Origin of the sequence: Anaerococcus sp. Marseille-P3915 (assembly GCF_900258475.1) — a bacterium.
GTDB lineage: Bacteria > Bacillota > Clostridia > Tissierellales > Peptoniphilaceae > Anaerococcus > Anaerococcus kampingae.
Genome location: NZ_LT984888.1, coordinates 305,062 through 318,531, shown reverse-complemented (window position 1 = coordinate 318,531; position 13,470 = coordinate 305,062). Strand labels below are relative to the sequence as shown.

At 39.5% G+C, this 13,470-nt stretch carries 12 protein-coding genes; 3 read left to right on the top strand and 9 right to left on the bottom strand.

What is annotated here, in order from left to right; translation table 11 throughout:
* Entirely contained in the window at positions 1-867 is an 867-nt protein-coding gene (locus tag C8269_RS09140; protein WP_106461411.1) for a D-alanyl-D-alanine carboxypeptidase family protein, read from the bottom strand.
* 146 nt (positions 868-1,013) lie between these two features.
* Between C8269_RS09140 and C8269_RS09135 the strand changes: the two genes are divergently transcribed.
* Positions 1,014-1,883, top strand: coding sequence for an NAD(P)/FAD-dependent oxidoreductase (locus C8269_RS09135; RefSeq protein ID WP_106461410.1), 870 nt, complete (start codon positions 1,014-1,016; stop codon positions 1,881-1,883).
* 103 nt (positions 1,884-1,986) lie between these two features.
* A complete protein-coding gene (locus tag C8269_RS09130; protein ID WP_106461409.1) occupies positions 1,987-2,793 on the top strand; it encodes a helix-turn-helix domain-containing protein in 807 nt (268 codons plus the stop codon).
* 83 nt (positions 2,794-2,876) lie between these two features.
* Here the strand turns inward: C8269_RS09130 and C8269_RS09125 are convergent, their stop codons facing one another.
* The 4 genes from C8269_RS09125 to C8269_RS09110 all read right to left on the bottom strand — a co-directional run bounded on the left by C8269_RS09125 (position 2,877) and on the right by C8269_RS09110 (position 7,907).
* Positions 2,877-4,697 carry a flavocytochrome c gene (locus C8269_RS09125; RefSeq protein WP_106461408.1) on the bottom strand — a complete coding sequence of 607 codons (1,821 nt, stop codon included), beginning with the start codon at positions 4,695-4,697 and terminating at the stop codon, positions 2,877-2,879.
* A gap of 78 nt (positions 4,698-4,775) precedes the next feature.
* Positions 4,776-5,159, bottom strand: a complete 384-nt coding sequence (locus tag C8269_RS09120; RefSeq protein ID WP_106461407.1) for an FMN-binding protein — start codon at positions 5,157-5,159, stop codon at positions 4,776-4,778.
* A gap of 89 nt (positions 5,160-5,248) precedes the next feature.
* Positions 5,249-6,613 carry a DNA repair protein RadA gene (gene radA, locus C8269_RS09115; RefSeq protein WP_106461406.1) on the bottom strand — a complete coding sequence of 455 codons (1,365 nt, stop codon included), beginning with the start codon at positions 6,611-6,613 and terminating at the stop codon, positions 5,249-5,251.
* Positions 6,606-7,907, bottom strand: coding sequence for a glutamate-cysteine ligase family protein (locus C8269_RS09110; RefSeq protein WP_106461405.1), 1,302 nt, complete (start codon positions 7,905-7,907; stop codon positions 6,606-6,608). Before C8269_RS09110 ends, radA begins: the two co-directional genes overlap by 8 nt.
* Before the next feature lie 130 nt (positions 7,908-8,037).
* Between C8269_RS09110 and C8269_RS09105 the strand changes: the two genes are divergently transcribed.
* Positions 8,038-9,519 carry a C69 family dipeptidase gene (locus tag C8269_RS09105; protein ID WP_106461404.1) on the top strand — a complete coding sequence of 494 codons (1,482 nt, stop codon included), beginning with the start codon at positions 8,038-8,040 and terminating at the stop codon, positions 9,517-9,519.
* On the opposite strand, the gene C8269_RS09100 is transcribed toward C8269_RS09105, so the two are convergent.
* The 4 genes from C8269_RS09100 to C8269_RS09085 form a co-directional block, all read right to left on the bottom strand.
* Positions 9,516-9,761 (bottom strand): hypothetical protein, encoded by a 246-nt coding sequence (locus C8269_RS09100; RefSeq protein WP_106461403.1) that lies wholly within the window; start codon positions 9,759-9,761, stop codon positions 9,516-9,518. The genes C8269_RS09105 and C8269_RS09100 overlap by 4 nt on opposite strands.
* 978 nt (positions 9,762-10,739) lie before the next feature.
* Positions 10,740-11,366 (bottom strand): hypothetical protein, encoded by a 627-nt coding sequence (locus C8269_RS09095; RefSeq protein ID WP_106461402.1) that lies wholly within the window; start codon positions 11,364-11,366, stop codon positions 10,740-10,742.
* Between the two features lie 115 nt (positions 11,367-11,481).
* Positions 11,482-12,567, bottom strand: a complete 1,086-nt coding sequence (locus tag C8269_RS09090) for an ABC transporter ATP-binding protein (protein ID WP_106461401.1) — start codon at positions 12,565-12,567, stop codon at positions 11,482-11,484.
* 9 nt (positions 12,568-12,576) lie between these two features.
* Positions 12,577-13,470 carry a sugar ABC transporter permease gene (locus C8269_RS09085; RefSeq protein ID WP_106461400.1) on the bottom strand — a complete coding sequence of 298 codons (894 nt, stop codon included), beginning with the start codon at positions 13,468-13,470 and terminating at the stop codon, positions 12,577-12,579.

Genomic DNA, 13,470 nt, shown 5'->3' with positions numbered 1-13,470 from the left:
CTACCTTATATTTTCAAGTATCCTAAGTGTCTCTTGGATGTGGGAATCGCCTAGGTTATTTATGTCGCTATAAGGCACTCCCATTACTATTACAATATATTCCTTTCCATCCTTTTCTGCCAGTGTCGCCCAGCAAAGTCCAGCATTATCGGTTGTACCTGACTTGCCTCCGATTATTTCAAAGCCGTTTTGATGGTAATCTTTGAGGTGTCTAAAGATGGTTGATTCTATATATACCCCATTTGGGTGGTCAGCTGTAGGGGTTGTTTGAAATTCTTTCTTGGTAAAGATTGCCCTGAAATTGCCATCATTTAGGCTATCTTTGATAAGCATGGCACAATCCTTGGCTGACTGGTAATTTTCTGGATCATCCATCCCATCGGCATTGGCGTAGGAGGTGTTTTTAAGGCCCAGATTCTTTGCTTCATCATTCATCATCTTTACAAAATCTCCCATGGCCCCTGCCACATTTATGGCAAGGGAATCTGCAGCTTCTCCTGCTGATGCCAACATGGTTGCATAGAGAAGGTCTCTATAGGTGGTGGTTTCACCTCCTACAAAGCCTGCCATCGAGGCATTCATATTGACAGCCCTCTGATAGGCCCCAACATCAATTGGCGCAAGGCCTGCCAGATCATCTATATGCTTTAGAGCCACCCTTACAGTCATTATCTTAGTAAGGGAAGCCATTGGCAGGGTCATGTTCTCATTTTTGGCTAGGACCTCCTTATCATCAGTCAAATTGTAAACATAAACTGCTTTTGATATATACTTGTCATTCTCAATCTTTTTCCTAATCCTAAGGCCGATATATAGCCCTAGGGCCAAGGTTAAAATAATAATTAATAAATTTCTAATCTTTCTCATAAGTCTATTGTACACCTTCTTTTGTTTTTTCTTAATTAAATATTTTGTAAGGATAGCTTAGCTTTCTTTGAAAAATTCATAAAAAAATCTTGAAAAATACTTGCAATTGATTATTTCTATCAGATAGTAATAAAGAGGTGAAAAAAATGAAAGATATAATAATTATTGGAGCAGGCCCTGCCGGTGTAAGCGCTGCCTTATATGCAAAGGCTCGTGGCAAGGACCTACTTTTACTAGAAAAAGATAGGGTAGGTGGCCTTATTAGCCATGTTTCCAAAGTTAGTCATTATGCTAGCCTTGCCGATAATGAATCAGGTGAGGAATTTTCACAAAAACTAAAAGACCAGCTCGCCTTTTCTAATATCGATGTAACTTATGAAGAATGCCTATCTATAGAGAAAAAGGACGACTTTTTCCTTGTAAAGACAGACAAAAATTCCTATGAGAGCAAAAAGCTAATCTATGCTGCAGGCTCCAAGCTAAAAGAGCTTGATATAGACTACAAGGGCTTTGATGTTAAACATTGGCCATATGGCAACGAAGAAAGCCTAAAAGGTAAAACTGTCATTGTAAATGGTGGATCAGATGGAGCAAGCAAGGAGGCTTTATATATTGCAAAATTTGCCAAGGAAGTCCATATAGTCCAAAACCAAAATGCCCTTATGTGCATTGACGAATTTAAAAAGCAAATCGAAGCATCAGATAAAATAAAAGTCCACACATCTACAAGCCTTAAAGACCTTGAAATAAGGGATTATAAATGTGTAAAGGCTATCTTAGATGATTGTGCGATTTGCGATGAAAATGGCATAGAAATCTATGTACAAATCGGCCAAAATGGCTCCACAGACCTCATAAAAGACCTTGCAAATGTCAAAAATACCTTCCTTGATGAAGAAATTTCATCCATGATTGCTGGCCTATATTTTGCAGGCGATGTAAGAATTAAAGATGTAAAACAAATAGCCACAGCAGTAGCTGACGGAACCCTTGCAGGAATTAAAGCAAGCAAATAGATCTTCCCCCTTTCAATCGAAAGGGGATTTTTTTATCTAAAAATCGGGACATTTTTCTCATTTTTGCTATATATAAGCAGACTTAAATATTAAAGGAGAAGAAATGACCAATACTTATTACACAATATTACCTGCAGATGTTAGGTATGATAAAAGATTATTAGCAAATGAAAAGATAATATATTCAGAAATTCTAGCCCTAGCACAGAAAAAGGGCTATTGCCATGCCACAAATGCCTATTTTGCTGAAGCCTTATCCACATCTGTCACCTCAGTTTCAAAATGGATAAATAAGCTAATCAAGCTTTCTTATATAAGAGCCGAATACAAATACAGAGAAAATACTAAGTGCATCGAGGAAAGAAGGCTTTTTGTAAATGATTTAGGAAATGAAGAGCCTACAAGAAATCTTAAAGAGGATATGAAAGAAGATTTAAAGGGCCCTCTTGAAGAAGACTTAAGGGAGGGTCTTGAAGGAGACTTTAAGGATAATAAGACAAGTATTAATAATACAAGTATGAATAAGACTAAGACACCCATAGATTTTTGGAATAGTTTGGGTGGAAAGATTGCTAAGATAAGTGACTCTAGCAAATATCAAGCAAGGCTTGACCTTTTAATCAAAACTTATGGAGAAGATGACCTCATTTCTACAATCAAGTCCATAGACAAAAGCAAATTCCTAAAGGGCGAAGTGGGCGATTTTGTCATTAGCTTTACTTATTTTTTGAATAATTATGAGAAAATCAGGTCAGGTGCCTATGACGATTGGGCTAAGGGAAAGACTCGCAAAAAGCTAGGAAAATTTTCTAAATTTCAAGCAGAAGACCCCTTCCTAGCCCAGCTAGCCAGAGCCAGGAGGCTAGCTAGGATGAAGGCTAAGGAACGTATCGCACCTTCTACCTTTTAGAATTTATAAAAATCAAATATTTCTGACTGATGGCTTTGAGAACTTCCCATAGGAAAAGAGCCCCTAAGGACTCTTTAAAGCTTTTACTTGCCTATATATTCTTCGGCGTTTTTAGCTGCATTTCTACCAAATACAACTATGTCTGTTACTGCATTGCCGCCTAGTCTGTTAGCTCCGTGGATGCCTCCTGTGACTTCACCTGCTGCATATAGGCCTGGGATTGGCTTTCCGTCTTTGTCTAGGACTTCAGAGTTTGTGTTTACTTCTACCCCGCCCATGGTGTGGTGGATGCCTGGTGAGATTTGAACTGCATAGTAAGGAGCAACTGATAGGTCGCTTCTTGTTTGATCCATGCCCTCTCTACCAAAATCTGGGTCTTGGTTGTTTTTAACGATTTGCTTCCAGCCTTCGATTGTCTCTTTGATTGTGGCTTCATCTACCCCAATTAAGTCAGCTAGGGCCTTGTAATCATCACATTTTGTGAGAAGTCCCTTTTCGAAATATTTGGCAATTGTTGATGATTGGTCCATCATTGATTGGTCTACAATTAACCAAGCTGATGGGTCTTTTTGGCTTAGGATTTCTTTTGAAACGAAATCTCTTGTTTCAAGCTCGTTTACAAATCTCTTACCATCTTGGTTTACTAGGATTGCTCCCTCACCCCTTAGGCCTTCTGAGATTAAGGATCCGTCCTTTTGGACTACTGTTGGGTGGATTTGAATTTCCTTCATATCTATGAAATTAGCCCCAACATCTCCTAAAAATCCTATAGCATCACCTTGGATTGACTTAGCATTTGTTGACACATAGCCCTTTAGGTCTGGGTTATATTTTTCAACTAATTCTTTATTTGCACCAAAACCACCTGTAGCTACGATTACTGCCTTGGCATTTACCTTTAGCTTTTCTCCGTCTGGATATGTTGCTTCAATACCAGCTGCCTTACCATCTTCCATGATAATCTTATCTGCCTTAGCATCATAAACTATTTCAATGCCTAGCTCTTTGGCCTTGGCTGTAAGTTTGCTTACTAGGTAAGATCCTACAGGGATTGACTTGCCTTCGTCATTGATTGGAGCGTGGGTTCTCATTTCTGTTTGGCCACCAGAGAACTTAAGTTGTTTAAGTGGGGCACCTAATTCTTCTAGCCAATCAACTGCTGCTGATGATTCTTGAGCCATTTTTTCAACTAGCTCTTTGTTGTTTTTATCGTGGCCACCCTTCATTGTATCTGCTACAAAGGTTTCTACTGTATCAGGAATTCCTTCTTCTTTTTGAAGTTTTGTTTCAGCAGCATTCATACCACCAGAAGCAAGTGATGAGTTACCACCTGTAATCCCTGCTTTTTCAACAATTGTGACATTTTTGCCATCTTGAGCCATTTGGATAGCTGCAGAAAGTCCAGCTCCGCCTGCTCCTACAACTACTGTATCTGTTGTAATTTCGGCATCTCTTCCATTTTCATCTTCCTTAGCCGCTAGGTCTTCTGGCTTGATTCCAGCTTCTTCTAGGGCAGAATTTACTGCTGAAAGGAAGGCTGCTGATGAAATGGTCGCACCTGAAATATTGTCTAGGTCTGTAGAATTTTTGGCAATGACTTCTTCCTTGATTCTTTCAAGTCCTGCTCCACCTACTGAACTTGTCTCCTTGTGTTCTGCTTCGATGGCTGTGATTACGCCCTTATCAAGGCTTACCTTTACCTTAATCTCGCCACCGTAACCTTTAGCGCTTCCCTCATATGTACCGCTTATACCAGATAGGTCTTTAGCTTCTTTTGCTGCTTCTTCTGTCTTTGTTTCTGGTTTAGCTTCTTCTTTGCTAGCCTCATTTGCCGCCTGATTGCCACATGCTGCAAGGCTAATAGCCATGGCTAGGGCTAGGCTTATGGATTTAAATTTGTTCATATTACCCCTTTCCTATGATTTATAGATGATATTTTCTAAAATAAAGGGCTATCTATAAGATAGCCTCTTTAGTTTTTCCTATTTTGCGTTTTTGATAGCTTCACTTAGGGCAGATTTGAAGGCTTCACTTGTTACTGTTGCGCCTGATTCGTTGTCGATTTCTGCACTGTTAGCAGCTTTTGCAGCTTCTACTAATTTTGGAAGAGCGTCTTTACCGATACCTTCTGTTTCAGAATCTTCATCGATTGTGATGTCTTTGATTGTGTCACCTTCCATTTTTACAGTAAGTTTGATGTCTCCACCGTAACCAGCTGCTGTTGCAGATCCAGTTTTTTCAGCTGATTCTGTGCTTTCTGCTGGTGCAGCTGCATCTTTGTTAGCGTCATCTGCCTTGTCAGTTGAATTGCCACAAGCGGCTAAAACTAGAGCAAGGGCTCCAACTAAAAATATATTCTTTTTCATATTATTCTCCTTTTATCTTCTGTTCTATCCAAGTATACCATATTTATACAAAATTATCAAGAAAAAAACCTTGTCATCGTTGATTTTGCTTATCTGAATACTTCTTTAATGACTTCTTTGATGTTGGCAAGCTCTCTTACCTTTATTTCCTTAAAGTCTTTAGCATCTAGGGAGTTTTTGGCTAAATATACCTCTTTGTAGCCAAGCCTTTCTAGCTCTTTTACCCTATTTTTGACCTGAGGGACCTTTTTAAGCTCGCCAGTAAGACCCACTTCTGCTATGAAGACTGTCTTATCTGAAATTGTCTTTTTGAGATAAGAAGAAGCTATGGACATGATTATAGCAAGGTTTACAGATGGCTCTGATAATTTTAGGCCTCCTGTAGTCTTTATTATGACATTGTAGTCAAAAAGATTTAGGCCCGCACGCTCCTGAAGGATTGAAATTAGGGTGTTTAGGTCATCACGCCTTAAGCTATCGCCGATCCTTTGGGGATAGGGCATGAAGGACTTTGAAACTAGGGACTCTATCTCTACTTCAAGTAGCCTTGACCCCTCCTTGGTCACTGAAATGGCTGATCCTTCGGTTTCTACTTCTCTTTGGGTGATGAAATACTCACTTGGATTGGATATTTCCACTAGACCCTCTTCATCCATTGAAAATAGGCCAATCTCACCTGTTCTACCAAACCTATTCTTGCTTGATGTAAGGACTCTTAGGTCTTCATCAGGACTTCCATCTAGGATTAGGACTGTGTCCACCAAGTGCTCAAGAGTCCTTAAACCAGCCATCTCACCGGTCTTTGTCATATGGCCTACCATGATGAAGGCCCTTTTCTTGTCAGGATTTTTGGCCAAATTTACAGCAGCTCCAGCCACCTCTATTGTCTGGGTAGGAGACCCCTGCTTGTTGTCAAATTCCTGGAGGCTAAAGGTCTGGATGGAGTCAAGGATAATGATATCTGCGTCAATTTTCTTGATTTCCTTGATTGCCAAATCCATGGAATTGGTCGATAGGATCCAAAGATTGTCTGGCTCTGAATCCATTATCCTCTGGGCCCTTGATTTTATCTGGCTTTCACTTTCTTCTCCTGACACATAAAGGACCTTGAGGCCGCTTTTTGCATAAGAATTGGATAATTGAAGGAGGAGGGTCGATTTGCCTGCTCCAGGTCTTGCTGTAAGGATTGAAACAGAGTCTCTGACAAGGCCTCCGCCCACAGCCCTATCAAATTCCTCATAGGCTGAGTGAATCCTTTCAGATTCGTTAATTTCAATGTCTTTTAACTTTTTTGCATCCTTATCATCTAGGATTTGAGGAGCTTTTCCCTTAGTATCCTTGACTGTAACTTCAATTAGGCTGCCCCATTTTTTGCATGATGGGCATTGGCCTGCCCAGACATTTTGGGTGTGGCCACAGTTTTTACATTCGTAAGCTTTTTTGACCTTAGCCATCGAGTCCCTCTACAAATTTATTGACTGAAAATTCATAAACGGCTCTTTTTGGGTCTTCCTTATAGATTTTGGCAAAGATATCCCTTGGGACGATGCCAAAGTCTAGGAGGGCCTCAAGCTCATCTAAAAACCTATTTTCAAACTCACTTAGAACAGGCCTTACCAAATCGATTATATCAAGGACGTGTTGGTAGAGCTCTACATTTTCATAAAGGGCGAAAATCCCCATCCTAGCTGCGTTATATTTAAGCTTAGTGGCCATGTCATAGTCCATGTCAGAAAAAAGCTCATAGACCTTATCAAAAATCTCCTCATTAAAGAAGACCCCCTTAATTAGGGCAAGGCCTGCCATATTATAAGGGAAAGGCACCTCATCTGCCATCCTTATTTCTATATATTTCTTGGCCCTAACATCTGGAAATACGATTGAAAGGGCATGATCTACAAGGGCATCAGCATTGTCTTCTGTCATTAAATCTTCAAGAGTTTTTCTACCTACATACTCATCTTCTCCATCCTTATTTATGAAAATCATTGGAGTTTCAAGGATTCTTTCGGCATAAGTTTTATAGGATAGGTCGGGATCGAAGGAAAAATCATAAAGGCCAGTCCTCATCCTGTCTGTATTATCCCAAATTGTTTGTCTTAGGTTTCTTTCGTAATAGATTTCTCCCTCGAAAATATAGGAATTATCAAAGACAGAATAAATAAAAGGAGAAAGGGCTGAGGCTAGGAAATATTTCCTCCTAAAGTCCTCCTCATCCTTATAATCTACAGCAAACTGCATGGAGGCCGTCCCCTTCATCATATTGTGGGCCATATCGCCCCCAAAGTCAGCAAAATATTTATACATAAAATCGTAGCGAGCCTTTGGAATGACCTTGATATCGTCAATCTTAGTCTTTGGGTGGTAGCCAAGGGTTACAAGTAATTGACCTCTTTTTTCAAAAACTGGGACAATTTTTCTCATATTTTCCTCATAGAGCCTATAAAGTTCTTCTACAGAGGCCTTGGCAGAAATGGCAAGCTCAAATTGACCGGCAGGTTCGATAGAAACATCCACCCCATGGCCCCTTAGGGCAAGGCCAGAATCATCAAGGGCCTCATAGCCAAGATTTTTTAAGTCTTTTAGGCTAGCCCCCACACCATTTTCCCCATAATAGGAAATAGACTCCAAAGTGTCCTTATCCACAACAAAATGTTCAACTTCAAAACCCAACCTAAAATCAGTAGGGTCCTTTTCCCCACTTCTTAGGTAAGCAACAATTTTTTCTAATTTTTCTTCTCTATTCATAATTACCTCAAATCTATAATCATATTATACGTTTATTAAAATTTAATACATTTATAAATTTATTTAAAAGAAAATTTTATAGAAATAAAATTTGACGTATATTAATCCTATAAGAAATTAGGAGGAAAAAATGTCTTGTACAACAATATTAGTAGGTAAAAATGCCTCATACGACGGATCAACCTTGGTTGCTAGAAATGAAGATTCAGGCAGCGGCCAGTATTGTCCTAAAAAATTCATAAAAGTTGACAAGAAAGACCAGCCAACTTTATATAAATCAGTCCTATCCCATGTAGAGATAAAATTGCCAGACAATCCAATGTCCTACACAGCCATGCCAAATGCAGTAGATGATGAAGGAATCTGGGCAGCTTGCGGAGTCAATGAGAAAAACGTCTCAATGACAGCCACAGAAACCCTAACCACCAACGAAAGAGTCCTAGGAGCTGATCCCCTTGTAGTCTACAAAAAGGCAGAAAATGGCAAAGAAGAAAAAATTGGAGGAATCGGTGAAGAAGATATAGTCACCATCACCCTTCCCTATATAAATTCAGCCAGAGAAGGAGTCCTAAGACTAGGAAGTTTATTAGAAGAATACGGCACCTATGAAATGAATGGAATAGCCTTCCAAGATGAAAGCGAAATCTGGTGGCTAGAAACAATCGGCGGCCACCACTGGATTGCCAAAAAAGTCCCAGATGACTCTTATGTAATCATGCCAAACCAACTAGGCATCGACTCATTCGACCTAGAAGATGCCTATGGAGAAGGAGTTAACCACCTCTGCTCCAAAGATTTAAAAGACTTTATAAAAGATAATTTCCTAGACCTATCCCTAGATGGAAATCTTAATCCAAGAGATGCCTTCGGTAGCCATTCAGACGCAGATCATGTCTACAACACACCAAGGGCCTGGATCCTTCAAAGATTTTTTAACCCAAGGTCAAATATTTGGGATGGGGAAAATGCAGACATAAGACCAGATGACAATGATATCCCATGGTCAAGGGTTCCAGAAAGAAAAATCACACCAGAAGATATAAAATACGCCCTCTCCCACCACTACCAAGGCACAAAATACGACCCATATGGCAAGTACGCCGACAAAAAAGGAGCCTTCAGACCAATAGGCATCAACAGAAACAACTTCCTAGGCCTAGTCCAAATAAGGCCATACATGCCAGAAGGCATAAAAGCTCTAGAATGGCTAGCCCTAGGATCAAATGTCTACAACGCCATGGTTCCATTTTATCCAAATGTAGATGACACCCCAGCCTATCTAAGAGATACCACAGGAGATGTAACAACAGAAGACTTCTACTGGACCAATCGCCTAATAGCAGCCCTAGCCGACCCACACTACGCCGACACAGCCAATCTAATCGAACGCTACCAAGAAGAAATGGGAGCCATGGGCTGGGAAATAGTCCACAAATACGACAAAAAAGTAAAAGAAGAAAAGCTAGAAGGATGGGACCTAAGAAGCGAACTAGAAAAGGCCAACCAAGAAATAGCAGAAAAACTTAAAAAAGCAAGCCTAAAACTTTTAGACAAGGTGCTATATGAAGCAAGTAATAAAATGAAAAATTCCTTTGCTAGAAGCGATGCTTAGAACTTATTTTCAATAAGATTGTTAGAGGGAGAGCCCGGGGCTCTCCCCTTTCCTTTATAAAATGTTTTTTTAGGGGGCTTCCCCCTAAAAATTCCCTTTTTTATCCAAGATAATAGTATTATTTTTATTATCCAAGGTAATATTATTATATAGTTTTTTCTTCGTAATTTTATCTCATAATGAATTATTTTCATCAAGCTGATAACTTCGCCAAAGGGGGAGGGCCAAGGACCCTTTCGCATGGGTCCTCATCGCCCTCCCCTTAAACCCCTCCCCGTTACACCCCACAAGCGACTCTTGCAGAGGGCAAATTGAAGATTGCCTATGGCAATCTTCTTTAGTAGACCTGACTGTTGCTCATCCTGGTTCAAAATCTATTATTTCAACTCTCGTCAGCTAAAAATTTAGATTCGCTACGCTCAACAAAATTTTTTAACGCTTCCTCGATTTAAAATAATAGACGATTTTATTTATGTAAACCTTAAGACATTTTTCCTTAGAGCCATCTATCGCAATGTTTGCCAAAGGCTATAGCCCTATCCTAGCGAAGCGAAGCTGAGCTATGGAAGGACTTATGCAGAGTAAAACGAGCCCAAGCCATACTTTGACGTTAATATCCTCTTAGAATACAGAATAATTCTCCCAAGGTCGAGAGATTTTGTAAATGGAGATGCCGTTAAGAAAATCTCCTGATGCACGAGTACAAATTAAAATTCTGTGACTACTGAGATATAGAGAGCATATAAAACAAACATTTGGGCTAGATTGAGATTTTTAGGCATCGGAATGTTAAAATCACTAAGGATTAGAATAGCTAATACAAAGGGGCCTGTCTAAAAAGAGAGGATTGCCGTTAGGCAATCTTCTAATCATGCTCCCCGCTTTAGGGGCCGCTTGGAGGGTGTAGCGAAGAGGGGGTTAAGGGGGACATAAACGCCCCTTGATTTGGGGCGTTTATGCCGGAAACGTAGTGCGGTAGCACGATGGAGTTTGCGTAGCAAATGGGTTTCCGTCCGGTGAGGGGCCTCTGCCGCACCCTTAGCGTTCCCCCTTATTACGAAGATTCAATAGTATATAATCATAATTTATTAGAAGATAAAATTACGAAGAAAAATACTACATAATATTATTAATTCTGGTAATAAAGCAAATATTTTATCTTGAATAAAAAAAAGAGGGTTTTTGGGGGATGCCCCCTAAAACCTTCTTTCAAAAATTAATTATTTATCATATTTAGCCAACATAGCCTCAGCTTGTTTTATTAATTTTACTTGTTTTGCCATTAATTCATCTAGTATAGCTCTTACTGGTTTTATAGTATCTGGTGCTGTTCTAATTAGAAATTGGCAAGAGCTCCTTGTTACTTCTGCTTTGTGTTTTGCTTCTTTTAGGTCTGCTATTGCTTGTTTGCTTACTTCTGATGTTTTGTTTTCGGTTTTTGATGAACTTTGGTCTAGTTCTCTCATCTTGATTTCTATTCCATCGCCATCTTTATAGCCTTTTAGAGGTACATCAAATTCACCTTCTGCTACAAAAGGCGCTCCTGGTTCGTCTGTTTCTTTTAGTTTGAAGGTTACTCTTTCGCCTCTATTACATTTTAGTGGACCTGTTCCCTTAGCACCATGAAGTACTTGTGGTACACCATTGATATAGACATAGGTTGCACTATACCCTATTCCATAATTTTTATTATCGCCTACTTTTCTTAGAAGTCTAAACCATAAGTCTACTTGATTTTCTTCTGCATAGGCTGTATTAGTATCCAAATTTGCACTTACTCCAAATCCTAGGGCTCCAAGTGATAGGCCTAAGGCCATGGTCATCATTATTTTCTTTGATTTTTTCATATTTCCTCCCCTTTTACTTACTTTTATTCATTTTATCTTTTAGCTTGTAAGTTTCAAGTTAAATAGTCCTGCTTCAATTTAAACTATTACCGGGATTTTGGTCCCGGTAGTAGCTTTAGTTTATTCTTTCTGTTGTTTCTCCATCGAAGAAGTGTAGGGCTTCTGGATCTAGGGCAAATTTGGTATTATCGCCTATGTTGTATTCTAAATGGCCTGGTTGGCTTATTACTAGGTCTGTGCCATCTGCCATCTTTGAATAGATTATTTGTTCTTTTCCTAGCATTTCTATTACTTCGATGTTGGATTCTACTGTGTTGTAGTCTCTATCTTCTGCTATAAATCTCTCGCTTCTGATTCCGAGGTAGACTTTTTTGCCTTCGTAGTTTTTAAGGACTGCTGCATCTTTTTCGTTGGCTTTTATTTTCATTTGGCCAGAGTTATTTACGAACATTCCATTTTCTACTTTTCCTTCTATGATGTTCATGGTTGGAGATCCGATGAAGCCTGCTACGAAGAGGTTTTGTGGTCTTTCGTAGAATTCTACTGGGGCTCCTACTTGTTGGATGATTCCCTTATCTAGAAGGACAATCTTTGTGGCCATGGTCATGGCTTCTGTTTGGTCGTGGGTTACGTAGACACTGGTTGTATCTAGTTGGTTATGGATTCTTACTATTTCTACCCTCATGTGCTCTCTTAGTTTGGCATCTAGGTTTGATAGGGGCTCATCCATTAGGAATACTGATGGTTTCCTTACTATAGCACGGCCTAGGGCTACCCTTTGTCTTTGACCACCTGAGATATCACTTGGTCTTGAGTAGAGGTAGTCTTTTAGCTGTAGGATTTCTGCAGCTTCTTGGACTCTCTTGTCGATTACTTCTTTTCTCTCATTTTTCATTTTTAATGAGAAGGCCATGTTATCATACACTGTCATGTGTGGGTAAAGAGCATAAGATTGGAATACCATGGCTATGTCCCTATCTTTTGGCTCTACTGTGTTCATTATCTTATCGTTGAATGATAGGGTTCCTTCTGTTATTGAGTTTAGTCCTGCTATCATTCTGATTAAGGTTGATTTACCACAACCTGAAGGACCTAGGATTACACAAAAGTCCTTATCGTCTATTTCAAGATTTATATTTCTGATGGTAAATTTATCTCTACCTTCGTATTTTTTTCCTAAATTATCTAATGTTACGCGCATTTTTCTCTCCTATCCCTTAACTGCACCTGATGACAATCCACCTACTAGCTCATCTTGTAAGAACAAGAACAAGAGCATTACTGGTATGGCTGATAAGAATCCACCTGCTGCGAAGGCTGGCTGATTCATATTTCTCATATCGCTTATTAGTGTAAATAAGCCTGTTGCCAAGGTGTAGTCAGCTGGATTTGTTAGAAGTATCTTTGGCATCATGTAATCTAGGAATGGTCCTATGAAACATTGGAGGGCTATGATTGCAAGCATTGGTCTTGCAAGCGGCATGATTATTAGCCTATAGACCTGGAAGTTTGAACAACCATCTATCCTTGCTGCCTCGTCTAGCTCAGGGGATATTGAGTCTAGGTAGCCCTTTAGGATAAAGGTGTTACCTGCTATTGCTCCACCTGAATAAATTAATATCAGCATCATTGAGCGGGAAAATACTGGTACTATACCTGATATGATTGTGTGGATAGCATAGAAAGCGGTAATTCCTGCAAAGGCTGGGATTATTTGTACAAGCATTATTGTGATTAATGATGCCTTCTTACCCTTAAATCTGAATCTTGAGTAGGCATAGCCTGTAAAGGATACAAAGATTAGGGTTAGGGCTGTTGTTGCTGTTGCTATCTTTAGTGTATTTACTACCCATCTGACAAATTGAGTTTTTTGGAATAAAAACTTAAAGTTGTCAAGTGAGAATACGAACTTACTAGTCATAGATATATATTGGCCTTGGTTGCCGTTAAATGATGAAATTACCATTATGGCAAGGGGTACAAGAATGATGGCCGCCCATATAAATAAGACTAAATATGATATACCTAAGGCTAGCTTACCTGCAGCTGATAAGGGCTGGAGGTCAGATAAATATAGGTCTTTGTTTTTATTTTTCTTTGCCAT